This is a genomic window from Maribacter sp. R86514 (genome assembly GCF_044597005.1).
Taxonomy (GTDB): domain Bacteria; phylum Bacteroidota; class Bacteroidia; order Flavobacteriales; family Flavobacteriaceae; genus Maribacter.
Genome location: NZ_CP138999.1, coordinates 2,257,437 through 2,281,186, shown reverse-complemented (window position 1 = coordinate 2,281,186; position 23,750 = coordinate 2,257,437). Strand labels below are relative to the sequence as shown.

General features: G+C 35.6%; 28 protein-coding genes. 17 read left to right on the top strand and 11 right to left on the bottom strand.

What is annotated here, in order from left to right:
• Nucleotides 1-91 precede the first annotated feature (91 nt).
• The 3 genes from SJY30_RS10005 (at nt 92) to SJY30_RS09995 (ending at nt 2,728) form a co-directional block, all read left to right on the top strand.
• A complete protein-coding gene (locus SJY30_RS10005) occupies nt 92-1,063 on the top strand; it encodes an aldo/keto reductase (RefSeq protein ID WP_396632077.1) in 972 nt (323 codons plus the stop codon).
• Nucleotides 1,064-1,449: 386 nt separating this feature from the next.
• Nucleotides 1,450-1,725: a hypothetical protein gene (locus tag SJY30_RS10000; protein WP_396632076.1), complete on the top strand. Its 276-nt coding sequence runs from the start codon at nt 1,450-1,452 to the stop codon at nt 1,723-1,725.
• Nucleotides 1,726-1,819: 94 nt separating this feature from the next.
• On the top strand, nt 1,820-2,728 hold the full coding sequence (locus tag SJY30_RS09995) for an alpha/beta hydrolase family protein (RefSeq protein ID WP_396632075.1): 909 nt from the start codon (nt 1,820-1,822) through the stop codon (nt 2,726-2,728).
• 9 nt (nt 2,729-2,737) lie between these two features.
• On the opposite strand, the gene SJY30_RS09990 is transcribed toward SJY30_RS09995, so the two are convergent.
• The 5 genes from SJY30_RS09990 to SJY30_RS09970 all read right to left on the bottom strand — a co-directional run bounded on the left by SJY30_RS09990 (nt 2,738) and on the right by SJY30_RS09970 (nt 6,447).
• Entirely contained in the window at nt 2,738-3,163 is a 426-nt protein-coding gene (locus SJY30_RS09990) for a VOC family protein (protein ID WP_396632074.1), read from the bottom strand.
• A gap of 2 nt (nt 3,164-3,165) precedes the next feature.
• Nucleotides 3,166-3,417 carry a Rho termination factor N-terminal domain-containing protein gene (locus tag SJY30_RS09985; RefSeq protein ID WP_396632073.1) on the bottom strand — a complete coding sequence of 84 codons (252 nt, stop codon included), beginning with the start codon at nt 3,415-3,417 and terminating at the stop codon, nt 3,166-3,168.
• A 57-nt stretch (nt 3,418-3,474) separates the two neighbouring features.
• Nucleotides 3,475-4,314: an alpha/beta fold hydrolase gene (locus SJY30_RS09980; RefSeq protein WP_396632072.1), complete on the bottom strand. Its 840-nt coding sequence runs from the start codon at nt 4,312-4,314 to the stop codon at nt 3,475-3,477.
• A 66-nt stretch (nt 4,315-4,380) separates the two neighbouring features.
• Nucleotides 4,381-4,938, bottom strand: coding sequence for a hypothetical protein (locus SJY30_RS09975; protein WP_396632071.1), 558 nt, complete (start codon nt 4,936-4,938; stop codon nt 4,381-4,383).
• A 3-nt stretch (nt 4,939-4,941) separates the two neighbouring features.
• Nucleotides 4,942-6,447: a helicase HerA-like domain-containing protein gene (locus SJY30_RS09970; protein WP_396632070.1), complete on the bottom strand. Its 1,506-nt coding sequence runs from the start codon at nt 6,445-6,447 to the stop codon at nt 4,942-4,944.
• Nucleotides 6,448-6,618: 171 nt separating this feature from the next.
• On the opposite strand from SJY30_RS09970, the gene SJY30_RS09965 reads away from it, so the two are divergent.
• Nucleotides 6,619-7,251, top strand: coding sequence for a 7-carboxy-7-deazaguanine synthase QueE (locus SJY30_RS09965; RefSeq protein WP_396632069.1), 633 nt, complete (start codon nt 6,619-6,621; stop codon nt 7,249-7,251).
• Nucleotides 7,252-7,267: 16 nt separating this feature from the next.
• Here the strand turns inward: SJY30_RS09965 and SJY30_RS09960 are convergent, their stop codons facing one another.
• Both SJY30_RS09960 and SJY30_RS09955 read right to left on the bottom strand, forming a co-directional pair.
• Complete coding sequence (locus tag SJY30_RS09960) at nt 7,268-8,170, bottom strand: hypothetical protein (protein WP_396632068.1); 903 nt, start codon at nt 8,168-8,170, stop codon at nt 7,268-7,270.
• 45 nt (nt 8,171-8,215) lie between these two features.
• Complete coding sequence (locus SJY30_RS09955) at nt 8,216-8,929, bottom strand: class I SAM-dependent methyltransferase (RefSeq protein WP_396632067.1); 714 nt, start codon at nt 8,927-8,929, stop codon at nt 8,216-8,218.
• Between the two features lie 75 nt (nt 8,930-9,004).
• On the opposite strand from SJY30_RS09955, the gene SJY30_RS09950 reads away from it, so the two are divergent.
• The 6 genes from SJY30_RS09950 to SJY30_RS09925 all read left to right on the top strand — a co-directional run bounded on the left by SJY30_RS09950 (nt 9,005) and on the right by SJY30_RS09925 (nt 12,700).
• Nucleotides 9,005-9,496, top strand: coding sequence for a YkgJ family cysteine cluster protein (locus SJY30_RS09950; RefSeq protein ID WP_396632066.1), 492 nt, complete (start codon nt 9,005-9,007; stop codon nt 9,494-9,496).
• Nucleotides 9,497-9,624: 128 nt separating this feature from the next.
• Nucleotides 9,625-9,870 carry a DUF6364 family protein gene (locus SJY30_RS09945; RefSeq protein ID WP_396632065.1) on the top strand — a complete coding sequence of 82 codons (246 nt, stop codon included), beginning with the start codon at nt 9,625-9,627 and terminating at the stop codon, nt 9,868-9,870.
• On the top strand, nt 9,867-10,280 hold the full coding sequence (locus tag SJY30_RS09940; RefSeq protein WP_036152237.1) for a PIN domain-containing protein: 414 nt from the start codon (nt 9,867-9,869) through the stop codon (nt 10,278-10,280). The genes SJY30_RS09945 and SJY30_RS09940 overlap by 4 nt, the downstream gene beginning before the upstream one ends.
• Nucleotides 10,281-10,361: 81 nt before the next feature.
• Nucleotides 10,362-11,078 (top strand): tRNA-uridine aminocarboxypropyltransferase, encoded by a 717-nt coding sequence (locus tag SJY30_RS09935; protein WP_396632064.1) that lies wholly within the window; start codon nt 10,362-10,364, stop codon nt 11,076-11,078.
• A gap of 55 nt (nt 11,079-11,133) precedes the next feature.
• A complete protein-coding gene (locus tag SJY30_RS09930) occupies nt 11,134-11,634 on the top strand; it encodes a hypothetical protein (protein WP_396632063.1) in 501 nt (166 codons plus the stop codon).
• 193 nt (nt 11,635-11,827) lie between these two features.
• The gene (locus tag SJY30_RS09925; protein WP_396632062.1) at nt 11,828-12,700 is read left to right on the top strand and encodes a sterol desaturase family protein; all 873 of its coding nucleotides are present in this window, start codon (nt 11,828-11,830) and stop codon (nt 12,698-12,700) included.
• On the opposite strand, the gene SJY30_RS09920 is transcribed toward SJY30_RS09925, so the two are convergent.
• Nucleotides 12,689-13,924, bottom strand: coding sequence for an exo-beta-N-acetylmuramidase NamZ domain-containing protein (locus tag SJY30_RS09920; RefSeq protein ID WP_396635322.1), 1,236 nt, complete (start codon nt 13,922-13,924; stop codon nt 12,689-12,691). The genes SJY30_RS09925 and SJY30_RS09920 overlap by 12 nt on opposite strands.
• Before the next feature lie 3 nt (nt 13,925-13,927).
• Here SJY30_RS09920 and SJY30_RS09915 point away from each other — a divergent pair, with 3 nt between their 5' ends.
• The gene (locus SJY30_RS09915; RefSeq protein WP_396632061.1) at nt 13,928-15,169 is read left to right on the top strand and encodes an ABC transporter permease; all 1,242 of its coding nucleotides are present in this window, start codon (nt 13,928-13,930) and stop codon (nt 15,167-15,169) included.
• Nucleotides 15,170-15,186: 17 nt separating this feature from the next.
• Here the strand turns inward: SJY30_RS09915 and SJY30_RS09910 are convergent, their stop codons facing one another.
• Both SJY30_RS09910 and SJY30_RS09905 read right to left on the bottom strand, forming a co-directional pair.
• On the bottom strand, nt 15,187-15,480 hold the full coding sequence (locus tag SJY30_RS09910; protein WP_396632060.1) for a type II toxin-antitoxin system RelE/ParE family toxin: 294 nt from the start codon (nt 15,478-15,480) through the stop codon (nt 15,187-15,189).
• Nucleotides 15,467-15,709, bottom strand: coding sequence for a type II toxin-antitoxin system ParD family antitoxin (locus SJY30_RS09905; protein WP_299320947.1), 243 nt, complete (start codon nt 15,707-15,709; stop codon nt 15,467-15,469). Before SJY30_RS09905 ends, SJY30_RS09910 begins: the two co-directional genes overlap by 14 nt.
• Nucleotides 15,710-15,841: 132 nt before the next feature.
• Here SJY30_RS09905 and SJY30_RS09900 point away from each other — a divergent pair, with 132 nt between their 5' ends.
• From SJY30_RS09900 to SJY30_RS09875, 6 genes are read left to right on the top strand one after another with little or no spacing between them, the layout of a single operon-like run.
• Nucleotides 15,842-17,137, top strand: a complete 1,296-nt coding sequence (locus SJY30_RS09900) for a M20/M25/M40 family metallo-hydrolase (protein ID WP_396632059.1) — start codon at nt 15,842-15,844, stop codon at nt 17,135-17,137.
• The gene (locus SJY30_RS09895; RefSeq protein WP_396632058.1) at nt 17,130-17,915 is read left to right on the top strand and encodes an aldose 1-epimerase; all 786 of its coding nucleotides are present in this window, start codon (nt 17,130-17,132) and stop codon (nt 17,913-17,915) included. The genes SJY30_RS09900 and SJY30_RS09895 overlap by 8 nt, the downstream gene beginning before the upstream one ends.
• A gap of 28 nt (nt 17,916-17,943) precedes the next feature.
• Complete coding sequence (locus SJY30_RS09890; protein WP_396632057.1) at nt 17,944-18,717, top strand: SOS response-associated peptidase; 774 nt, start codon at nt 17,944-17,946, stop codon at nt 18,715-18,717.
• Between the two features lie 3 nt (nt 18,718-18,720).
• Nucleotides 18,721-19,065 carry a TfoX/Sxy family protein gene (locus SJY30_RS09885; protein WP_396632056.1) on the top strand — a complete coding sequence of 115 codons (345 nt, stop codon included), beginning with the start codon at nt 18,721-18,723 and terminating at the stop codon, nt 19,063-19,065.
• A 53-nt stretch (nt 19,066-19,118) separates the two neighbouring features.
• On the top strand, nt 19,119-20,867 hold the full coding sequence (locus SJY30_RS09880; protein ID WP_396632055.1) for a SulP family inorganic anion transporter: 1,749 nt from the start codon (nt 19,119-19,121) through the stop codon (nt 20,865-20,867).
• Between the two features lie 54 nt (nt 20,868-20,921).
• Nucleotides 20,922-22,331, top strand: coding sequence for a rhodanese-like domain-containing protein (locus tag SJY30_RS09875; RefSeq protein ID WP_396632054.1), 1,410 nt, complete (start codon nt 20,922-20,924; stop codon nt 22,329-22,331).
• Between the two features lie 10 nt (nt 22,332-22,341).
• Here SJY30_RS09875 and SJY30_RS09870 read toward each other — a convergent pair whose 3' ends face one another.
• The gene (locus SJY30_RS09870) at nt 22,342-23,706 is read right to left on the bottom strand and encodes an exonuclease domain-containing protein (protein ID WP_396632053.1); all 1,365 of its coding nucleotides are present in this window, start codon (nt 23,704-23,706) and stop codon (nt 22,342-22,344) included.
• Nucleotides 23,707-23,750: the final 44 nt, after the last annotated feature.

The window sequence follows — 23,750 nt, the reverse complement described above, 5'->3', positions numbered from 1 at the left end:
GCACGAAAAATTAGTATCGAGAAGAATCTTAGTATGCAATGATGCTTGTTGATTTTTAAAATATGTATAATAATTATAGTATAAAGATTTAATGAAATACAGAAGATTCGGTCGTACAGATTGGCAAGTAAGTGAAGTTGGATACGGAATGTGGGGAATGGCTGGTTGGACGGCAAGTGACGATGCCCAATCTGCAAAATCATTAGACTTGGCAGTCGAAAACGGAGTTAATTTTTTTGATACCGCTTGGGGTTACGGAGAAGGTCATAGTGAGGAGTTGCTTGGGGAGTTGGTAAAAAGACATCCTTCTAAAAAGTTGTATACGGCAAGTAAAATTCCACCAAAGAACTTTCAGTGGCCAGCAAAACCTGAATATGCTTTTGAGGATTCTTATCCTACAGAACATATTATGGAATACACCCATAAGACTTTAAAGAATCTAGGGCTGGAGCAAATAGACCTCATGCAATTTCACACTTGGGATGATGTTTGGAGCGAAAGAGAAGAATGGCAACGCGCTATTGAAGATTTAAAGACTTCAGGTAAAGTAGCTGCAATGGGTATTAGTATGAACCGTTGGGAGCCAGAAAATGGAATAAAAGCTCTAAAAACAGGATTGCTAGATGCTGTACAAGTCATTTACAACATATTCGATCAAGCACCAATAGATAACTTGTTTCCGCTCTGTAAAGAGCTAGATATTGCAACCATAGCTCGTGTTCCTTTTGATGAAGGAACATTGACAGGGAATATAACAAAAGAAACTACTTTTCCGGAAGGCGATTGGCGAGGTACCTATTTTGTGCCGGAAAATTTAATTTCTTCGGTAGAACATGCAGATGCTTTACGACCGTTAATACCTGAAGGTATGACGATGGCAGAAATGGCACTTCGTTTTATTTTGATGAACGATAATGTAAGTACTACCATACCTGGTATGCGTAAAAAACGTAATGTATTGGCGAATACAGCAACGAGTGACGGAAACGGCTTGCCTTCAGAACTATATGAAGAATTAAAGAAGCATCGTTGGGATAGAGTACCGACTTCTTGGTCGCAGTAGGATAATCTTTATCCTGTGTTCTAAGTGTAAATCAATCGTAAATACGTTCCATTTTGTTAATATATAAACCTTTAATGCAATAATTAAATATCCTTTTGTGTTGAATTCCTTTGATAAAGCCGTTGATTTTTTACGCCTATTTAAAGTTAGGAGTGTTGGAAATATAAACTACCAAAATATTGCAATTATTGGTTTATTTAGCGGCTGGATTGTATATAACAGTTTAGAAAGAAACTGGATTCCGATTAATTTAATTATAGGAATTGTTTTAGTCTCCGCGATAGGGACAAGTATCATTTTTTTTTAAATTCTATAGTCCTAAATTAGGACTAGCATGGTCTATTTTTCATAATTTATCTATAGGATTATTGGTAACTTTTTTATTTATGAAGAGTAATAATTTTCTTTCTTCGGAACCTATAGTCACTAAAGAATATTATATAACTAATTTATCATTGGAGCATGGGACAAGTGGAAAACGCAGTTCAAGTGGACTTAAACCAAAAATAACGGTTGAAATAAATGGAATGAGTAAAAATTTCACTCTACATACTTCACGATCAAAAAGTGCTACTCATACAAGAAAGGTGATTATCGGAATAAAAAAAGGATTTTGGAATTACAATATTGTCAAAAGTCTAAAATTGGCGAATGAAGAGTAAAATAACAAGAATCTGAAAAGAGAAAATAGATTTGAAGCATAGGATAACGCAATAGAAATTGCCTATTGCTCAACCTTTTAACAGCGCCTCATTTATGAATAGAGTTTTATTTTTAATATTTTTCTTCTTCTTTTTAAGTTTTGGATTTGCTCAAAAAGGAAAATTGATTTCTAAAAAAGTTATTGACATTACTGATACTCCAGTTTGGAATAGCGTTTCTGAAAATAATATTTTGAAACCTGATTATATTCATTTAGAAAAATTGGATTTCTTCTCTATCACTTATCAAAGTGACTCTCTGTTAGTAAAAGGTATTTTAGTGGAACCTAAAAAAGAAGGGGTTTATCCTGTTGTAATTTTTAATCGTGGTGGAAATAGAGATTTTGCTCCGCTAAACTTATCAACTATAATTAATTATGCTTCAAAATTGGCAGAACAAGGGTATGTTATTATTGGAAGTAATTATCGAGAAAATGATGAATTTGGTGGCAAAGAATTAAATGATGTATTGAATTTGACAGAAACCGTAAAAGAAATTGAAAAAGCCGACCCAAATTGTATTGGTATGTTCGGGTGGTCAAGAGGTGGTATAATGACTTACTTAAGCTTAAAAAAATCTGACAAAATTAAAACTGCAATTGTTGGTAATGGGGTTACCGACTTGTTCCAATTAATTATGGATCGACCTAAAATGGAAACAGCTGTTTTGGCTGAATGTATTCCAGATTATTGGAGAAATAAAGAGATGGAATTAAAAAAACGTTCAGTCATATATTGGCCAGAAAAACTAAGTAAACAAAGTAGTCTTTTGATTATTTCTGGTAAGAATGATAAACGAGCAAATCAAAGTACCACAACTAAACTTGTAGAAAAATTATCAGAATTGAAATATGATTATGAATATCAAGAAGTTATAACTGATCATTTTTTCTCGAACAAAAGAAATGAGCTAGATCAATTAGTTCTTTCTTGGTTTAATAAACGATTAAAAAACGCAAATTAAACTGGTACATTACTTCGCAAACAACTGCCCCATATCTTTAAAAGCTTTGAATTCTAAAGCATTACCTGCCGGGTCATAGAAAAACATGGTAGCTTGTTCGCCAACTTTACCTGCAAAACGAACATAAGGCTCAATGACAAATTTCACGCCTTTGGATTTTAATTCTTCTGAAAAACTTTGAAAAGTATCCCAAGGTAAAACTACTCCGTAATGTGGTACGGGAACGTCATGACCATCAACGGGGTTGTGGTGTACACTTTCTGATTCAGATTTAGGTTTGTAATGGATCACTAATTGATGTCCGAATAAGTTGAAATCAACCCAGTGGTCGCTACTACGACCTTCTTCGCAATTCAAGATATCTCTATAAAAAGTTCTGCATTCCGCTAAGTTATGAACGGGAATGGCAATGTGGAAAGGTGTTACGTTTTGCATAATCAGTTATTTCTTAAGGCTGAAATTAACTCTTTTTTGCTCATTTTGGAACGTCCGTCAATACCAATTTCTTTCGCTTGGTCATAAAGCTCTTTTTTAGTTCTTTCTTCATAAGTGGAAGCTTTACCACCTTTCTTTCCTGCTTCCTTAGTATTTGCAATACGTGCAGCTTTTTCTTTACTGTAACCTTTGTCTACTAATGCTTCGTACTGTTCCTCATTTTTTATTTGAGGTATGTTGTTTGACTTTGCCATTTTTATTTTAAAATTAAATAAAAAGTGACTTTTGGGTGTGCTATATACAATCAGAAATTATCCTTCTAAGAAAGAAACAATCTTTTCGTTTACCCCATCTTGGTGCATAGAATGCCCTAAGCCTTCCGTACTTACCAATTCACTTCCTTTCCAATGTTTTTGAACATCTACGGAGGCGTGATACGGAGCGATCATATCTAACTTGTCATGAAAGAGCAAGCCTTTTTTAGTGTTATTTTCAACAAATTTGGAGCTTGAAAATTCTTCTACCGTAAATTGGAATTTGTTGTACACTAAGTCTTTTAATGCTTTTAAAACCTTATCGTTGAAGCCTAACAGGTTTTTGTAATGTGCTAGTATCTCATGAAATTCTGAGGGAGAACCAATGCTAACTATTTTTTCAATGGTTTTGTTTGGATGTAAAGACTCATTGTATAAAACGGTCATGCCACCCATGGAATGCCCAATAACCGTTGTTGGTCTGTATTTGGTTAATACTTGTTGCACGGTATCGGCATATAACGGTACATGAAGGTTGCCACCTGAGGAATACCCGTGTGCAGGGGCATCAAATGCTATAATATTATAATCTGCATTTTGTAATTTTTCTATGAGTTTATGCCAACGCCAGGTATTGCTTTCCCAGCCATGTACAAGTAATACGGTATCTTTTTTTCCGGGCCAGTTGTATATTTGAATATCATTTTTATCCATTGATAACACCTCAAATTTGGCATTATCCAAAAACGTCTTTTGGTTAGGTAGTACACGACCTTTTCTAACCTTTATAAATACTAGAAAAGCTTTTTTTGCAGCTTTCTTTGGCAAAAACCATACAAGAAAATTAAGATAGTACCCAATTAACTTAGGGATGAGTTTTTGAAGAAATACAGGCACTTGCTAAAATTTAAAATGTAAAAGAAAATATTCTTCAGATGATTCACCTGAAATGTTAATGAGAAATCAATCCCAACCTACCATCATGTATTTCACTTTTGCTGCATCTGGTATTTGAACTTCTTCAATATTGCTATTGGCATTATACCTTAGACTTTCTGGCAATTCTTTTTTGTCTATGGTAAAATAGAGGTCGCTGTCCTTTAGTAACACCACTACGTTGTTAATGGATGTAATGATTTTTTTAATTGGATAGTTTTCTCTTATCTCCTTAAATGTGCTCAGTTTTGAAATACCCTTGTCCGTCTTAAATCTTTCGTCATTGATCAATATATTCTGTATGGTTGCAATACTATCGTTGTTAGGTGTAAGGGTTAATAGTAAAGCGCCGGCACCTCTTTCAAAGATTCTAATTTTACTGGCTCCACTGCCAATTTTAAGTTTTACGGTATCTTGAACCACAGAATCTTTTTCAAAAATCAATTCTACATCTCGGGCTAAACTTTCTTTGGATAATTTGCCCACCTTATCACCAGAAATTACAAAATCCGTATTTGTTTCACCCGCACAATTTATAAGAAGTGCGCAACATAAAATCAATAAAAGGGTATATTTTAATCTCATATCTTATCTCATCACTTTTTTCAACACTCCAAGTACGCCTCTAATAAAAGTAGCACTCGTTAATACTTTTATTACCGGATTTTGCCTTGTACTAGTTCTACTTGATGTTTTTCTAGCAGCCGGTTTATTCTTTTCTTTTTCCGCTAACTTTTCTGCCTTTTCAATCTTTTCGTTCAAGATTTCATAAGCACTTTCTCTATCGATGATCTCACCATATTTTTTAACCAATGAAGAACTATCGATAACTTCTGCCAATTCTTTTTTGGTCAACACATCCATACGGCTCATTGGTGCTCTCAACAAGGTAGCGGCAAGTGGTGTTGGTCTACCTTTTTCATCTAGGGCAGAAATTAAAGCTTCACCAATACCTAAAGATGTAAGTACTTCTTTGGTGTCATAATACGTTGACTCCGGATAGTTTTCTGCGGTCAATTTGATCGCTTTTCTATCTCTAGCGGTAAATGCCCTTAACGCATGTTGTACTTTTAAACCTAACTGGGATAATACATCGTTTGGTACATCCGTTGGGTTTTGGGTTACAAAATACAAACCAATACCTTTTGAACGTATCAGTTTAACAATACTTTCTATTTGATCCAACAATGCTTTTGAAGCTTCTTTGAAAATAAGATGCGCCTCATCTATAAAAAGAATCAATTCTGGTTTGTCGCTATCTCCCTGTTCTGGGAAGGTATCGTATATTTCTGCCAAAAGACTCAACATAAATGTCGAGAACAACTTTGGTCTGTCTTGAATATCGGTCAATCTTAAAATATTGATATACCCTTTGCCTTCTTCGTTAATACGGGTTAGGTCATTTACATCAAAAGATTTTTCTCCAAAGAACAGTTCGGCACCTTGCTGTTCCAACTCAATAATTTTTCTAAGTATGGCACCGGTAGAGCTTGTTGAGATTCTACCATATTCTTTGGTGAAATCCGCTTTCCCAGCTCCGGTAGCGTATTGCAGTACTTTTTTGAAATCTTTTAAATCTAGCAATGGCATTTTTTGGTCATCGCAGTATTTGAATACTACAGAGACAATACCGGATTGCGTGTCAGAAAGATCAAGAATACGTGATAATAAAACAGGGCCGAATTCAGAAACCGTGGCTCTCAATTTTACTCCGTCTTGCTCTGATAACGAAAGTATTTCTACGGGGAAACTACTTGCTTCAAAAGGGAAGCCTATTTTAGCATGGCGTTCATCAATTTTTGCGTGACCGGGACTAGGTTGTGCCAATCCACTTAAATCCCCTTTTAAATCCATTAGCATTACAGGAATACCCTTATCAGATAAATTTTCTGCCAATACCTGTAGCGTCTTTGTTTTACCGGTTCCTGTAGCACCTGCAATAAGCCCGTGTCTATTTAATGTTTTCAACGGAATTTTTACAAAAGCATCTTTAACAGCTTCGCCGTTAAGCATTGCTGCACCCATATTTATGTAGTCTCCTTTTGTGGAATATCCTTTTTCTATATGGTCAAAAAAATCTTCGGTACCGGCCATTTTATATATTTTCGATAAAAATAGTGGATTTTTAACCAAACCTAAAGACATGTGCAGCCTTAAATATCACGACTTTTTAACATTTAATGTGCGAACAGTACGTGCCTGAGTACAGAATTTACAGATGTGCGCTTCTAATAGAATTTGTCAACTAAAACGTATCTTTGCCGAATGAAAAATGAGGAGGTACTTGAAAAAGTGAATAAAGGGGTGTATTTACCATTAATGGAAGAATTTTACACTATACAGGGTGAAGGCTTTCATAAAGGAACTGCAGCTTACTTTATTCGTGTTGGTGGGTGTGATGTTGGTTGCCATTGGTGCGATGTAAAAGAAAGCTGGAATGCAGAAACGCATCCGCCTACGGCCATCGAACAAATTGTTGATAATGCAGCAAAGTATTCTGATACTATTGTTATTACTGGCGGTGAGCCTTTAATGTGGGATATGAGCCCAATCACAAAAGCTTTAAAAGAAAAAGGACTGAAAACCCATATAGAAACTTCTGGTGCCTACACGCTTTCTGGCGAATGGGATTGGATCTGTCTATCGCCAAAGAAAAACAAATTACCTGAAGGTCGTATTTATGACGAAGCTCATGAACTTAAAGTTATTGTGTATAATAAGCATGATTTAATTTTTGCCGAAGAGCAAGCAGCGAAAACCAATGAGTATTGCATTTTATACCTGCAGCCAGAATGGAGTGTTAGGGATAAGGTAGTGCCAATGATCGTTGATTATGTAATGAACAACCCGAAATGGAAAGTGTCATTGCAAACGCATAAGTATTTAAATATTCCTTAAAATATTCTATACCGAATTAACGTCCTCCGTTAGCTTGAATATCCAATAAACATTCTGCATCTAATGGTACCGTATTCGTAGATTTAGCGGTATGCTGTTGTAATAGGTTTAAAACGGTTGTGCCAGATAACCTACAACCAGATTTTACACCGTCTTCATATTGCGCAAGAGTACTTGATTGTAAAGATTTACCTGATGATCCACCAAATTGTAATTCTGCCCGCATTAGGCAAACAGCTTGGTTGCAATGGTTGTCAGGTACTAATTGTCCGTCTTCATTTTCAGATTCAGACTCGTGATCATTTACCATATCGCTACCTAAATTCACTAAGCCGAATAGGTGACCGAATTCATGGTTTAAGGTTGTGGTTTCTACATCTGCTTCGCTAATAGAAGAACTTAAATTTGCTAAATCTCTTACCGTAGCTTCATGTATAATCATAGAAGTATTGCGGTAAACAGCACCTAAGGTTACCAAACCGCCTTCTAAATCATCACCTTCTGCCGGTGCATCTGCAAAGTAAATATAGATAGCCAATGTGCTTCCGGTATTAAAGGCAGTTCTATTAGAGGTTTCTAAATCTGCAATTTCCTGTAAGGTAAGTTCGTCTTCTGACGGACTGGATAATTCTTTATACATCAATTCTATATCTTCTTTGAATGTATGTTCTTTTAAATATGCAGTGAAATCTGCCATAGCAGCTTCAGTTGGTTTAAAACCGGTAACGTACGCTATTTCAATTAAAAGTTTGTCATAGGTGTCGTTAGAAAGAATATCTTTTGCGGAATCTCCTGTTGCCAATAAATTAGCCGCCTTGTCAACTTTGGCTTCTGAGCTATCTTCATCAGAAGAATTTTTAGAGCATGAAACGGCAAATGCTACAATAAAAATGAGCAGTAAACTTTTGAACTTATTCATAAAATCGTTTTGTACAAATAGGATAACGAAAAAAAAGGGTCGCTATTACTTCATATGCGTCAATCTTGCTAAATAGTCGTAATGTTCTCCTTCCATTACAAGTTCACATGTTAAATTACTATAATTTGCCGCTCTTTGTAGGGTGTTGTAGTCTATATATAACCATGGGAAAGATTCACTTTTTTCCTTTTTATACGCCATGGTAAAGCTTACTTCGCCGTAGTAATTAACGTTATCGGGAATCCAGTAGCCACCATCTTCATCATCTTCGAACATGTAAATAATGTCGCTGGAATCTAGTAGAATTTGTCCGCCGTCTTTTAAGAGCGATTTTAATTTAGTAAAGAAAGGTTCCAATCCGTCTAGCGTGCCTGCCAATCCTACACCGTTCATTAAGATTAGAATGGTATCAAATTGTTCTCCTTCGTATTTTAGGAGTTCGGACTGTGCAGTGTTTTTTAGTCCGCGTAATTTACTGACTTCAATTGCGCCTTTAGATGCATCTAGTCCTATAACCTGAAAACCTTTTTCTTGTAAATACAGCCCATGGCTACCGGCACCACAACCAACATCTAGCACTTTGCCTGTGCATAATTGTAAAGCCTTTTGCTCTAGCTCTGGCATTTCTTTAAAACCCCTGAACATATAAGGTAACGGTAAAACATCATCTTCAAGCAGAGATGAATATGTGGTAATATCTTCGGTATAGTTACCGTTCTGATAATCTAAAAGTGCCGTTCCTAAAATGTCCTTGTTCAAAATTCTTATATTTCTAGTTGCAAAAGTCTCAATTTTTGGTGCTACTTCGCTAGTTTTGGAGAATTAATTTCGAACATGAAAGAGGTTTTACGTGAACTGCCGCAAAAGGCAAAAGAAAAATATAACGAGAATAAAAAGTTCTTTGTCAAGCTACGGAAGAAGCCGCCAAAGAATCTGGACTATATCATGCAAGAACTTCATGAGGCCGAATTTGAACGTACAGATTGTTTAACCTGTGCCAATTGTTGCAAAACCACAGGACCATTATTTACCAATGCAGATGTGGAACGTATATCTAAGTCGTTTAGAATGAAACCACAGAAATTCATTGAAACTTATTTACGTATTGATGAAGAGAACGATTATGTTTTGCAACAAACGCCCTGTACTTTTTTAGGAGCCGATAATTACTGTTCTATATATGACGTTCGCCCAAAAGCTTGTCGCGAGTTTCCGCATACCGATAGAAAGAAGTTTCAGCAAATAAGTAACCTTACCCTTAAAAACGTAGCTATTTGCCCAGCTGCTTATAATATAGTGGAGGAAATGAAGAAGTTGATAAAGTAAACTGCTTATGGTTTAAGGTTATACAGCAAGTAAATATTTATTGTAATTGATAGTTAGGCACAAGAAAAAACTATAACAAAACTGTCTTTACGTAAAAAATTATTAAATTTGTACGTAATTTGAAACTTATGGATAAGAAATTGACATTAAGTTTAGATAAAACAATTATCGAAAGTGCGAAGTTTTATGCTAAATCGAATAATATTAGTTTGTCTAAACTTATAGAATCATATTTAATGACACTTACTAAACAAAAGGATAAATCTATAGAGATAACACCTCTTGTAGAAAGTTTAAGTGGTGTAATTTCTCTAGATAAAGATTTCGATGTTAAAGATGCGTATTCTGACTATTTGATTGATAAATACAAATGAACAGATTGCTAATTGATACCAATATCGTTATTGACCTGCTTTCAAGAAGAGAAAAATTCTATGATGAAGCAGCCGAATTATTTTCTCGTGCTGATAAAAAAGAACTAGAACTTGCTATATCATCATTAACTTTTGCAAATACCAATTACATTCTGTCTAAACTGAAATCTCCAAAAGATGCGAGACAAATTTTAAGGAAATTTAAGGTGCTTGTTGAGGTTTTAAGTTTAGATGATAAAATAACTGAACTGGCTTTGAGTGATGAAAAATTTCCTGATTTTGAAGACGGACTACAATACTACTCTGCTATTGAAAATCAAATAGATATTATTATCACACGTAATAAAAAAGACTTTAAAAATTCTAATATTCCTGTTCTAACTGCAAAAGAGTTTTTGGCTCGAAAATAATACCCCAGCTGATAACTACTACAATAATTAGGGGTAATCTCTTTTAATCATAGCAGTTAAAATAATATAAGAAACTTGCCAGTGCTACCAAAAAAAACAAGAGTACAATGTTACAAGTGCATGCGACCTTCAAGTACCTGTATTTGTAAACACATTAGTACTATTAAGACTAAAACACGTTTTATTATACTCATGCATCCAAAAGAGTATAAGAAAGAAAAGAATGGAACTGGGTGCATGACGAATCTTCAGCTTGAAAATTCAGAGATTATAGTTGGTGTTGATTTTAGTAATAATGAGCGTGTAAATGAAATATTGACGGCTGAGAATAACTGTTTCTTACTCTACCCAGGTAAAAGAAGTTTTAACCTTTCTCAAAGAAATGGTTCTGAAATGAAATCTTTTATGGGTAATGATGCTTACTTCTTCATTCTTGATGGTACCTGGCCTTGCGCCCGTAAAATGCTCAAGCTAAGTACGAATTTGCAAAAATTGAATAGAGTAAGTTTTGATAATAGCATAGCATCTAAATTTATTATCAAGCAGCAACCCGAAGCACTTTGTCTCAGTACTATCGAGTCGGTATATACAGTCTTAAATCTATTGAATATGGGTGGGGTAGAGCAATGCGATACTACAGACTTTCTACTTCCTTTTGAAAAGATGATCGAACATCAACTCGACTATATGCTGAACCTGAACAATAAAAATTATAGTTCAACAGCAAACATAGAAATTGGTCCTAAGACTATGTATAAGACGAATACAGAGAGAAATGTTGTTTTTGAGTTGGAGTAGCTACTATAATTTTTTCTATACAACTCAGATAGACTATTTAACCAAAACTATTCTAATGAAACGTGTTTTTAATTTTTCTTTATCTATGATTAGCTTTTTGTTGACCTATACATCTATTGCACAAGAAGATTTTCGAAATATTGAGGTTGTAAATACGGTGTTTAATGCATTGAAAGAGCAGAGTGAGAAAGGATATCTAAAAGTATTACCTACAAAAGACGAAGTTGAATATCTTATTCCTATAGTTAAAGAAACTCAACCTAATGAAAATGTTCCGTCTGTAGATGCTATAATCTTAAACTTTGAAAATAAAGCTATTGAAAACTTAAGAAAAGTAAGTGAGAAAGGTCGCTCGTTCGGAGTTTTGTGGAATGATATCATTTTAGAAAAAGTAAGTTTTAAGAGTAACCCTGATAATAATATGCCTATTGAAAGAGGAAGTATAATCTTAGAATGTTCAAGTAAGGACAAGAAGTTTCTGATTGTTTTGAAAAAAGTATATAAAATACAAGATACTTGGAGGGTGATGGATTCAATAAAATTTACCCTTTTGTAATCTATTATGCTTATGCGTAATTGACTTATTATTTCTTAAAATCAAATTTTACAGCTTAAAATTCACTAAAAGTTTATTATATTGAATGTTTGTTTGCGAATTTGTCAGAATTTACATATTTAATTGTTGATACTTTAATTTTGTATTGAAGTTCTGTGTCGCAAATTCGTAACTTAAACTACATATCAATATCATGGAACAACTTATAGAATATTTCGAATCAATCCCTGCAGCGCACAGATCACTTATTTTGGTTGGTGGGATAACTTTTTTTTGGATACTAGAAGGTATTGTACCCTTATTTAATGGCAGCTATAATAAATGGAAACACTCGGTTCCTAATTTCTTTTTTACACTTACTACTATAGTTATTAATTTTCCATTAGCATTTTTATTATTAAAGACTTCTGATTGGGCAGTTGCCAATGATTTCGGAATTATTAATTGGTTACCAGAAATGCCTTTGTGGGCGTATGTATTTTTAGGTGTTGCTTTATTAGATTTAATAGGAGCTTATTTGGCCCATCTGGTAGAGCATCGTGTAAAACCTTTGTGGATGGTTCATTTGGTACACCATACGGATCATAATGTAGATACGACTACTGCGAATAGACACCATCCTTTAGAGAGTTTAATTCGTTACATTTTTACTTTGGTGGGTGTTTTTGTAGTTGGTGCTCCTGTAGGTATAATTATGTTGTACCAAAGTCTTTCGGTAGTATTGTCTCAATTTAATCATGCCAACATTAAATTGCCAAAGAGTGTAGACAAAGCTTTAAGTTGGGTGCTGATTTCACCAGATATGCATAAAGTGCACCATCACTATGTATTGCCATATACAGATAGTAATTACGGAAACATATTTTCTTGGTGGGATCGTTTATTCGGCACCTACATGCATTTAGATAGAGAGAAAATCGTTTATGGTGTGGACACTTTCCCAGATGAGGTTGCAAACGGACAAATTAGTTCATTATTGAAATATCCTTTTGTTGGGTATAGAAAACCAACAACCGATGGTAGTGACCTTACAGAAATTGTAAATGAACAGCCTTTAGTAAAGTAGATACTTTGCTCTTATCTTTTTAAACTTTTCAATGTCATCTTGCCAAGTCGCTTTTATTTCGGCATTGGTTGCACCGGCTTCAATTTGTTTTTGAAGTCTATCGTTACCTGCGTGTTTGGTGAATCCGCTAGTTAGAAAGAATTTACTTTTATCTACGCAATTGGTATAGGCGTCAATAATATAATCCATAGTAACCTCGTTCATACGCTCAGCTTTAGATAAGTCTTTACCGTAGCATAATTTTCCTTCTTCCTTTGGGTATTTTGAGCCGAAATTGGGCTCAGGAGTATAAGTGAAGTCATATACCTTTGCGTTTAAAAATGAAGCTCCGTAGCGTTGAAACTGAAACTCCGTTCCACGACCGGCATTAATATTAGTGCCTTCAAACATTCCTAAACTAGGGTATAGCGTAATAGAAGTGTCATTTGGTAAATTAGGAGAAGGTCTAATTGGTAAACTATAGAAACTTTCATGTGTCCAGTTTTCTAAAGGTATCACAGTTAAGTCCGCTTTCTTATCACCTTCTAACCAATTCTCTTCATTAATCATGTTTGCATATTCACCAATGGTCATTCCGTACACTAACGGAATTTCAGTCTTCCCAAGAAAAGAGGTATTTGCAGCTTCCATGGTTGGTCCGTCTACATAATGTCCATTCGGGTTAGGGCGGTCCAAAACTAAAATAGGAATTCCTTTTTCCGCACAAGCTTCCATCACCAATTGCATGGTAGATATATAGGTATAAAAACGAACGCCTACATCTTGTATATCAAATACAACTAAATCTAAACCTTCTAATTGCTCTTGACTTGGTTTTCTGTTTTTACCATGTAATGATATTAAATCTAGTCCTGTTTTAATGTCCTTACTATTGTTTACATGTTCACCTGCATCAAAATTTCCTCTAAATCCGTGTTCTGGGGCAAATACGTGTTTAATATCTACATTTAAAGAAAGAAGACTATCTACCAAATGTGTATGTCCTTCTGGTTTGAAAATAACACTGGTCTGGTTAGCTACAACAGCTATTTTTTTTCCTTTAAAAAGCGGAATATATACCTCTGTACGATTAGCAGCGACTACAATTTCTTTTGCTTCTTGTGCTATTAGGTGTTCATCGGTTGCCGATGTGGTAATGGCTTGCTCTTTGGTTTCGTTTCCGCAGGTAGCCAATACCAAAAACCATAATAAAACTGTACTTTTGAAATTGGATAAAAATAACATCATTTGAATCTAGAATATTTTATCGCCAAACGGCTTATAAAGGGTAAGGAGCATAAAATTAGCATATCTGCACCAATAATAAAAATAGCCATTGCAGCAATTGCAATAGGGGTTATCATGATGTTGGTCGCCATTGCTACAGGAGGCGGTTTAAAAGAGAAAATACGTGAAAAAGTAACTGCTTTCAACGGTCACGTTCAAATCTATAATTACGACAATAATAATTCTGAAGTTTCTGTCGTGCCGGTGAGCACGGAGCAAGAGTTTTATCCGGACTTCAATATGGTAGATGGTATTGTGCATATACAAGCTGTGGCAACTAAGGCTGGTATTATCCGTACCGAAGAAACCTTTGAAGGTGTTATTGCTAAAGGTGTCGGCAAAGAATATAATTGGGAGCCTTTCGATGAATTTTTAATTGATGGTGTTTTACCTGATTATTCCGGGGAGTTGAATTCTGATGTGCTTATTTCGAGAATAATGGCAAATCGGTTGAACTTAAATGTGGGAGATTCTTTCTTTACCTTTTTCTTGCGGGATGATGCAGCCGATAAAATACCTAACCAAAGAAAGTTTACCATTACCGGAATTTACGATAGCGGATTTGAAGAAATTGACGGACTCTATATTTTCACGGACATACGCCATATACAGCGCATGAATAAATGGAAAGATAATGAAGTGGGTAATTTTGAAATCTTTCTAAATAGTTTTGATGATATTGATCAAAAAGCGAATGAAATCTATGGCGAAACAGTAGCCAGTTTAGATACCAAAACCATAAAAGACAAGTACTATAAAATATTTGAATGGATAGGCTTGTTCGATTTTAATATTGCCCTGATCATTGGCATCATGATCATTGTTGGTGGTATAAATATGATTACCGCATTATTGGTTTTAATATTAGAGCGTACGCCAATGATCGGAATTCTAAAAGCGTTGGGCAGTAACAATTGGAGTATTAGAAAGGTGTTTTTATATAATGCAGCCTACCTTATTGCAGTTGGGTTGTTCTGGGGTAATCTTATTGGTCTGGGTGTTATTTTTATACAAGATAAGTTTCGTGTATTCAAATTTCCTAACCCCAAAGAATATTACATTGAGTACATACCTGTAAGTATAGATTTGTGGACTATTCTTCTTTTAAATGCGGGAGTGTTGCTTCTTTGCTTATTGATGCTTTTGATCCCATCATATATTATTACAAGAATTACACCGGTAAAAGCTATTCGATTCGAGTAGTGCTGTAAAGGTTTGAACTATAGATGGTCAATAAAGTTCATTCGTTTTCCAAGAACTCTTACTATATAAATTTCGTTCTCATTTTCGAATTGATAGAAAATGACGTGGGCTTTATAATTATAGAATTTCAATCCGTTGGCTATGGTTGAAGCATCTTTTGCCAATGTAGGTCTGTCGGATAATTCAATTAAAAAGTTTTCTAACTCTTGCAAGTAAGTGGTTGCGGACGATTGTCCAAAAAATTTAATTCCATATTTGTAAATAGTAATTAAATCTCGTTGCGCTTTTGCAGATAAATTATAGTTTGCCATTATCTACTTGCTCAATAATATCACTGATTTTTAATGAGCTTCTTCCGCTTTGTAAACCTTCATCAATGGCATTTTTTAGTTCTGCCAATTTCATATTTTCTTGCTGGTCTTTTCTGACTAAATCACGAATATATTCGCTGTCATTCGTATAATCGCCATTTTCGACTTTTAGCTTTATCCAATTGTCTTGCTGATCGGTAAAGGTTATAGATTTTCGTATCGTTGCCATAAAAAATGATTATGGTGCAATATAGTAATTATTCGCACCACATTTTATTTTACTCTAGAGCTTAACATAGTAAGTGGTTTATTCTCGTTATAAATTAAGTGTTTTTGGTAAATTTGATGTAAAACAGACCACATGCATCAAAAACTACTACTTACCCTAATTGCCGTGTTTTTATTGACAGGTGTCAATGCACAGAAACTTTCAAAGAACGAGAAGAAGGTTGTAAAAGCTATCGAGCAAAATAATGCCGAGGCAATTTCATTTTTAGAAAAAGTTGTGAATATTAATAGCGGTACCTTAAATCTTAAAGGTGTTGAAATGGTAGGACAAGAATTTGCTACTGCGTTCACAGATATAGGTTTTGAAAGTACTTGGATACCTATGCCCGAAGAAATGAATAGAGCGGGACATTTGTTTGCTGAAATAAAAGGCACCAAGGGGAAGAAGTTATTACTAATCGGTCATCTTGATACGGTTTTTGAAGAAGATAGTCCGTTTCAAACTTTTGAAATGGTGAACGATTCTATCGCACACGCACCAGGTGGTAATGATATGAAGGGTGGCGATGTTATAGTGCTGTATGCACTGAAAGCACTACAACAAAACGGATTGTTAGATGATGCTCAAATTATTGTAGCCTTTACGGGTGATGAAGAAAGCACAGGTAGTCCGCTAGAAAAAAGTAGACATGATTTAATTGAAGCTGCCAAAAGAAGTGATATTGGTTTAGGTTTTGAAAACTCTACCGGATTCAATTATGCAACTGTTGCCCGTAGAGGTTCTTCGGGGTGGAAAGTTGAAGTAGAGGGCAAGAGAGCGCACTCATCTGGTATCTTTAGTGAAGACACAGGTGCAGGTGCCATTTTTGAAATGTCGAGAATCTTAAACGGATTTTATACTGATGTAAGAGGAGAAGATTTATTGACCTTTAATCCGGGGACATTGATTGGGGGTACTTTTGTTGAATTTGATGAAATGACCAGTAAGGGAACTGTTTTTGGTAAGACCAATGTAGTGGCTCAAAAAGCAGAAGTCCGTGGCGGATTACGTTTTATATCCGAAGAACAAAAAGAACGCGCTCGAGAAAACATGCGAACCGTAGTGGCAAACAATTTACCACATACATCTGCAACAGTAACTTTCAAAGATAGTTATCCGGCAATGCAACCTACTGAAGGTAATAAGGCGTTATTGACAAAATTGAACAATGTAAGTTTAGATTTAAAACAAGGTGAGGTTTTGGCATACGACCCAGGTAAAAGAGGCGCGGCAGATACTTCTTTTGTAGCGGAATATGTAGATTGCTTAGACGGATTGGGAACTATGGGGAATGCAGCCCACACTCCCGAAGAAACAGTGAATTTGAATACTATTGAAGCATTAACGAAAAGAACAGCATTATTAATTTATAGATTGATAAATGAGTAATATAACAACATTAAAAGTCGGTAATCAACAAGTGACAATTGAAGCGGGAGAATTGGTAGGCTACCAAGTTGCTGGTTATGAGTTTATGCACCAAAAGGGAAACCCTGGGTGGCGTAGTGTAGATACTGAAATGTTTCCGTTGATCGGACCAACAAATGAGGCTGATTTTAAAGTGAAAACTCCTAAAGGTTTTGCCACTCAAGATCAGCACGGTCTACTTCGTGAAATGAAATATAGGCTGGTAGAAAACTCAGCAAATAAAGCTGTATTCTCAAAAAAATATGCAGCAAATACAGCCGTTTTAAATTCAAAATACCCCAAAAAATCTACCGCAGAGAAATTGAGCTGGCCTTACGATTTTGAGTTCGTTAAAACATTTGAATTAAAAGACAATTCCTTGGTGGTTACATTTTCAGTTTCTGGTGAAGAGGGCATGCCTTTTATGCTAGGGTATCACCCTGCATTTATGCTACATAGTAATAATGCTATTATTTCTGCCGGCGAACAAAATATCACCATACCAGAGGTGATGGAAGTTGGTAGTAGAGCATTACAAGTGCCAAATACCGATGTTATTACTTTACAAGATGAGAAATCGCTACAAATAACATCCGAAGGTTTTAGTCATTTTATGCTTTGGACGGAGGTACCGAATATGGTCTGTATAGAGCCAATTACCTTTTATCCGTATGCTGTAGAACAAGATGATTTAGCTGAAGGCTTTATGGTATTAAAGGATGAACCTGCAATTTTTGCTGTAGCGTTAAAACCGGTATAGTTTAGAATTCATCACTAAAGGGTAGTGTATGTGTTATGATGTAAAAACCAGCTTAGAGGCGCAATTAAAAAGGGCAAAGAGAAGTCAAGATTTAAAGGCGATTGAAGAAATCGTTGAAAAATTGGGGCCGTTGACAGATTTACCGCTTCACCATGCATCGGGTTTTTCGCATCCTGAGGTTTTAATTTATACAAACGAGGATCCGTTTTACCCTATGGTAGCTACTTGGGGTCTTATTCCGCATTGGGTAAATAGTGTTGAACAACAAAAGAAAATTTGGAACAGTACCTTGAACGCTCGGGTCGAAACCATTTTTGACAAACCTTCTTTTAGAGATGCTGCTAATGAAAAACGCTGTATTTTTTATGTAGACGGATTTTACGAGCATCACCATTTTAATAATAATACCTTTCCGTTTTTCATCCACCGAAAAAATAATGAACCATTAGCTTTGGCTGCTTTATGGTCTAAGTGGATACATCCTGAGCATGGTGGTATCATCAATTCATTCTCAATTGTAACCACAAAAGGTAATGGTATGATGGCTAAAATTCATAACAATCCTAAACTGAAAGAGCCAAGAATGCCTTTAATGCTTTCTGAAGATGTGGAAGAGCAGTGGTTATCTCAAAATACGGAATTTGAACAGGAATTGACTGCGCTGCTGAATAGGGAAAATGATGTGGAATTACAAGCGCACAATGTGGGTAAACTTCGTGGTAAGACCTATGCGGGAAATGTAGCCTCAATTGCCGATGAGGTCAAATATCCTGAACTAGAGTTTAACGAATTCAAATTCTAGGTTATGGCATATAGCGAGTATCTGGCAGATAGAGTACGACCACGTCTAAAGGGAAAAGGCCTGATTGAAGAGAAGAAAATGATGGGCGGTCTCACATTCATGGTCAATGATAAAATGTGTTTGGGCATCATATTCGATAAGAAAACCGAAGAAGATAAATTAATGGTCAGGGTGGGTAAATTGAATTATGAGAAACTACTAAATAAACCTGGTAGCAGACCAATGGACTTTACGGGCAAATCCTTGCGCGGTTTTCTATTCGTTGGTCCAGATGGATTTGATGCTGAAGATGATCTTGATTTTTGGGTAGATAAAGCTTTGGAATTTAATAGGCTTTTGAATGCCTAATGTTATCGTTTTAATTTCGCATTAGTGCCCTCTGAATTGATTAAATTTACAAAGTGAAAAACACTTTCCCTTTTTTGGAATGGGTTTCAACCTATAAAAAAGCTTACTTCATAAAAGATTTGTTGGCTGGTCTTACCGTGGGTATCGTATTGGTGCCACAAGGTATGGCGTATGCTATGATCGCTGGACTTCCACCGGTTCATGGGCTGTATGCCTCACTGTTGCCTATACTTACATATGCGTTATTGGGTACCTCAAGAAAAATAGCCGTTGGGCCTGTTGCTATGGATTCGCTTTTGGTAGCTGTGGGATTAGGAACTTTGGCAATTACTGGAGTAGAAAACTATATTACAATGGTTGTTTTGCTCACCTTAATGGTGGGTTGCATTCAGTTTTTGTTGGGTGTATTGCGAATGGGTTTTTTGGTTAATTTTCTTTCCAAACCTGTTATTAGTGGCTTTACCTCTGCTGCAGCAATAATAATAGTGCTTAGTCAGCTGAAACATTTATTAGGTGTTTCCGTGGCAGGAAGTAATAAAATCTATGAGACCATATTTAATATCTTTTATAAACTAGGCGAAATCAATTGGGTGGATTTTAGTATTGGTTTAGTTGGTATCGTTCTTCTTTTAGGTTTTAAAAAATGGAATAAAAATATACCCGGAATTTTAATAATAGTGGTATTGGGTATTTTGGCTGTTTATCTATTTCAATTAGATGTTTACGGTATAAAGCTGGTTGGTGAAGTTACTAGTGGATTTCCATCATTTGTTATGCCTTCATTTGATGTTATAGACATGGAAAAATTAGCGCCTATTGCCATTGCTTTGGCATTAGTTGGTTATTTAGAAGCAATTTCTATCGGTAAGGCTATAGAAGATAAAACAGGCGAAGATACTATAGATGCAAATCAAGAATTAATTGCTATTGGTTCATCAAATATTGTGGGGTCTTTTTTTCAAGGTTATCCGGTAACGGCAAGCTTTTCTAGATCGGCAATTAGTTATGAAGCTGGTACTAAAACCAACTTGTCCGCAGTTTTCAGTGTTGTTCTGGTGGTATTGACATTATTGTATTTAACTCCTTTGTTTCAATATTTACCCAATGCTATTTTGGCGAGTATCATTATGGTATCCGTAGTAAAACTTATAGATATTGCCTACTTTAAACATTTATGGCTCAACCGTAAAGATGAGTTTTTTGTTATGTTGATTACCTTTCTAATTACACTGTTTGTAGGTATTACGCAAGGAATTTTAATTGGGGTTTTGTGTTCTTTATTGTTGATGGTGTATAGAACATCTAAACCGCACTTTGTGGAGATTGGTAATATAGGTAATTCCGACTATTACAAAAATGTAATTCGTTTTGCAGATGAGGTGGTGGTTCGTAATGATCTTTTAATAGTTCGATTTGATTCGCAATTGTACTTTGGTAATTCAGCGTATTTTAAAAAGCAGTTATTAAAGCATATCAAAGCAAAGGGACCTCAGTTAAAAGGTATTATTTTGAATGCTGAATCCATTAATTATATAGATGCTACCGCGGCAGATATGCTATCGAAGTTAATACATGATATTCGTGAAAGAGGACTTCAATTTTTTATTGCAGGAGCAATAGGACCCACACGAGATATCATTTTTAATACGGGTATAATCAAAGAATTGCAGCGAGAGTTTTTATTTGTAAAAACGAAAGAAGCCGTTGATTTCTTTGACGACCCAAATGAAATTTCATTATTGGCTGCAAAAGTAGCTTATGAAAATAGTAGAATGGCTAGAGCAAAAAGAAGCTTAAATTAAATAAATCTCGTACCTTAAAGGTGAAGAGATATTTTAAAAATAAAAAAGTGTAGAATGAATATAGAACAGATATATACTGGTTGTTTGGCTCAAGGAGCATATTATATTGAGAGTGATGGTGAAGTAGCTATTATTGATCCATTGCGTGAGGTGAGTCCGTATGTGAAAAGAGCCGAAAATGACAATGCAAAAATCAAGTATATTTTTGAAACACATTTCCATGCAGATTTTGTTAGCGGTCATGTAACCTTATCAAAGGAAACTGGTGCGCCTATAATTTACGGTCCTACCGCAAACCCTTCTTTTGATGCTATTATTGCCGAAGACGGACAAGAATTTAAATTGGGTAAGATTACGTTCAAGGTGTTGCATACACCAGGGCATACTATGGAGAGTACGACCTATTTGTTGCGAGATGAAGACGGTAAAGACCATGCGATCTTTTCTGGAGATACCTTGTTTTTGGGTGATGTAGGTAGACCAGATCTAGCACAGAAATCTGCAGACATGACGCAAGAGCAATTAGCAGGTACGCTGTTTGATAGTTTACGAACTAAAATTATGCCGTTGGCAGATGATGTTATTGTCTATCCTGCGCACGGAGCAGGTTCTGCATGTGGTAAGAATATGATGAAGGAAACTGTCGATACCTTGGGCAATCAGAAGAATATGAATTACGCGCTTAGGGCAGATATGACCAAAGAAGAATTTGTAAAAGAAGTAACCGATGGTCTTTTACCACCGCCTAAATATTTTCCTTTGAACGTAAAGATGAATAAGGAAGGTTATGAGGATATTGGTGATGTGCTTAATCGTGGTAATGTTGAGTTGTCACCCAATGAGTTTGAAAAAGCAGCGAACGATACGGAAGCTTTGGTGTTGGATGTAAGACATCAAGACGAATTTGTAAAAGGTCATATACCAAGGTCTATATTTATCGGACTTAATGGTGATTTTGCTCCGTGGGTGGGGGATTTAATTGCCGATACCAAACAACCTTTGTTATTGGTGATACCTGAAGGTAAGGAAGAAGAAGCAATCACCAGATTATCGCGTGTTGGTTTCGATGCTGCTATTGGATATTTAAAAGGAGGAATTGAAGCTTGGAAAGCGGCAGGTAAGGAAATTGACCAAATAACCTCGATTACTTCATCAGAAGCCAAAGACCTGATCGATAAAGGCAATGTCGGTATTTTTGATGTTCGTAAAGATGGGGAATACCTAAGTGAACATTTGGTAGGGGCTGTTCATACACCGTTGAGCGAACTGAACAAGCATTTATCTGAATTTCCTGATAAGGGAGAATTCTTGGTACATTGTGCCGGCGGATACCGTTCTGTAATAGCATCCTCTATTTTAAAAAGTAGGGGAATTCACAATCTAATTGATGTGAAAGGTGGATATGGTGCACTTAAAAATGAAGATTTAGAAAAGACGGATTACGTTTGTCCTACAACCTTATAATCACTTCAGGTTATAATGCAAATACAGCTGTGGGATGATTTCGAACATAGCTTTCAACAATACGCTGGGTCTCCAGCGTATTTTTTTGTGGTGTAATGAACATTTCAAGGTCTTCAATTTGTTCTATAGCTACATCGGTAGGGGCAAACCCGTAACCAGCATAATTATTCTCTTTGATGACCACAAATCCGTTTTCATCCAATGTTCTTCCATTGGTTTTTATGACCAGCGTGGAAGCAACGTCTTTTATACTTTGTAAAGCCTCTTGAACGCGTTGGTTGTATTCTTCTATCATTTCTAGGTCAGAACAAATACCTATGCACTGCTTTATTTTATAGTGCGAGCAAACAGCCACGTTTTCTTGTAAATGGCAATACTTTGGGCAAAGCTCAAAAGTGCTGCATAGCGTTTCTAAATACTGTCTGGCTTCAGTCGGACTATAACAAATAGCAACCGGATTAGGAGTCATCTTTATTTTATTGAACGCAAGATGTATAATGCCATTACGGTCTTCATATGTGAAAATGCCGTATTGTTGAATAGATCTTTTTTGAGCACTGTTATATTTAGGGTAGTGGTGTTTAATTTCCGCTGATTCTTTCAATAAAGCAATAAGCTCATTACCAGTTTCCACAAAATCTAATGATGCGGTTTCCGCACAAAGGGTGATTTCTTTTGTTTTTTTATCGTAGAAATGTCCAAGCACTCTTTTTTTTATGTTTTTGGCTTTACCCACGTAAATAATTTTTCCCTTTTGATCCTTAAAGTAATATATACCTGCGGTTGTTGGTAGCTTTAGATACTCTTCTTTTGGTAAACCAGGAGGTAAAGTGGCCTCTTGAGATTTTGAATTTAAGAATTGTTTAAAAACCGTGTCTGCATTTTCCGCCCTCAATAATTTGTGAAACAATAAGACTGTGGCGTGTGCATCACCTCTGGCGCGGTGCCGATCCGTTAAAGGTATTCCTAATGCTGCTGTTAATTTTCCTAAACTGTAAGAGTTATAGCCCGGTAATAATTTTCTGGATAAACGAACCGTACATAATTTCTTTCTAGAGAAGTCATATCCCAAAAGTTTGAATTCGTTTTTGATGACATTATAGTCAAAATTGACACTGTGGGCTACAAAAATGGTGTCTTTGGTAATTTCTACAATCTGCGGAATAATTTCTTCTAACAATGGAGCATTACGTACCATGTCATTGTCAATGCCCGTAAGTCCGGTAATAAAAGCAGGTATTTCACATTCAGGATTTACTAAAGATGTAAACTCATCTATAACTTCATGTCCGTCATATCTAAATACGGAGATTTCGGTAATGCGATTGCCTTTAATACCGTTTCCGGTAGTTTCTATGTCAATTATCGTGTACAAAAAGAGAAGAATGTATTTAGTACTGCAAAGTTAGTAGAAAATGC

What these genes read in the sequence shown, in the direction of transcription:
- SJY30_RS10000 (WP_396632076.1), top strand. Translation starts at nt 1,450, where the DNA reads ATGAAGAGTAATAATTTTCTTTCTTCGGAACCTATAGTCACTAAAGAA.
- SJY30_RS09930 (WP_396632063.1), top strand. Translation starts at nt 11,134, where the DNA reads ATGAAACGTGTTTTTAATTTTTCTTTATCTATGATTAGCTTTTTGTTG.
- SJY30_RS09960 (WP_396632068.1), bottom strand. Translation starts at nt 8,170, where the DNA reads ATGAATAAGTTCAAAAGTTTACTGCTCATTTTTATTGTAGCATTTGCC.
- SJY30_RS09890 (WP_396632057.1), top strand. Translation starts at nt 17,944, where the DNA reads ATGTGTTATGATGTAAAAACCAGCTTAGAGGCGCAATTAAAAAGGGCA.
- SJY30_RS09990 (WP_396632074.1), bottom strand. Translation starts at nt 3,163, where the DNA reads ATGCAAAACGTAACACCTTTCCACATTGCCATTCCCGTTCATAACTTA.
- SJY30_RS10005 (WP_396632077.1), top strand. Translation starts at nt 92, where the DNA reads ATGAAATACAGAAGATTCGGTCGTACAGATTGGCAAGTAAGTGAAGTT.
- SJY30_RS09975 (WP_396632071.1), bottom strand. Translation starts at nt 4,938, where the DNA reads ATGAGATTAAAATATACCCTTTTATTGATTTTATGTTGCGCACTTCTT.
- SJY30_RS09895 (WP_396632058.1), top strand. Translation starts at nt 17,130, where the DNA reads ATGAGTAATATAACAACATTAAAAGTCGGTAATCAACAAGTGACAATT.
- SJY30_RS09945 (WP_396632065.1), top strand. Translation starts at nt 9,625, where the DNA reads ATGGATAAGAAATTGACATTAAGTTTAGATAAAACAATTATCGAAAGT.
- SJY30_RS09920 (WP_396635322.1), bottom strand. Translation starts at nt 13,924, where the DNA reads ATGTTATTTTTATCCAATTTCAAAAGTACAGTTTTATTATGGTTTTTG.
- SJY30_RS09910 (WP_396632060.1), bottom strand. Translation starts at nt 15,480, where the DNA reads ATGGCAAACTATAATTTATCTGCAAAAGCGCAACGAGATTTAATTACT.
- SJY30_RS09970 (WP_396632070.1), bottom strand. Translation starts at nt 6,447, where the DNA reads ATGGCCGGTACCGAAGATTTTTTTGACCATATAGAAAAAGGATATTCC.
- SJY30_RS09985 (WP_396632073.1), bottom strand. Translation starts at nt 3,417, where the DNA reads ATGGCAAAGTCAAACAACATACCTCAAATAAAAAATGAGGAACAGTAC.
- SJY30_RS09965 (WP_396632069.1), top strand. Translation starts at nt 6,619, where the DNA reads ATGAAAAATGAGGAGGTACTTGAAAAAGTGAATAAAGGGGTGTATTTA.
- SJY30_RS09900 (WP_396632059.1), top strand. Translation starts at nt 15,842, where the DNA reads ATGCATCAAAAACTACTACTTACCCTAATTGCCGTGTTTTTATTGACA.
- SJY30_RS09925 (WP_396632062.1), top strand. Translation starts at nt 11,828, where the DNA reads ATGGAACAACTTATAGAATATTTCGAATCAATCCCTGCAGCGCACAGA.
- SJY30_RS09940 (WP_036152237.1), top strand. Translation starts at nt 9,867, where the DNA reads ATGAACAGATTGCTAATTGATACCAATATCGTTATTGACCTGCTTTCA.
- SJY30_RS09885 (WP_396632056.1), top strand. Translation starts at nt 18,721, where the DNA reads ATGGCATATAGCGAGTATCTGGCAGATAGAGTACGACCACGTCTAAAG.
- SJY30_RS09905 (WP_299320947.1), bottom strand. Translation starts at nt 15,709, where the DNA reads ATGGCAACGATACGAAAATCTATAACCTTTACCGATCAGCAAGACAAT.
- SJY30_RS09875 (WP_396632054.1), top strand. Translation starts at nt 20,922, where the DNA reads ATGAATATAGAACAGATATATACTGGTTGTTTGGCTCAAGGAGCATAT.
- SJY30_RS09995 (WP_396632075.1), top strand. Translation starts at nt 1,820, where the DNA reads ATGAATAGAGTTTTATTTTTAATATTTTTCTTCTTCTTTTTAAGTTTT.
- SJY30_RS09950 (WP_396632066.1), top strand. Translation starts at nt 9,005, where the DNA reads ATGAAAGAGGTTTTACGTGAACTGCCGCAAAAGGCAAAAGAAAAATAT.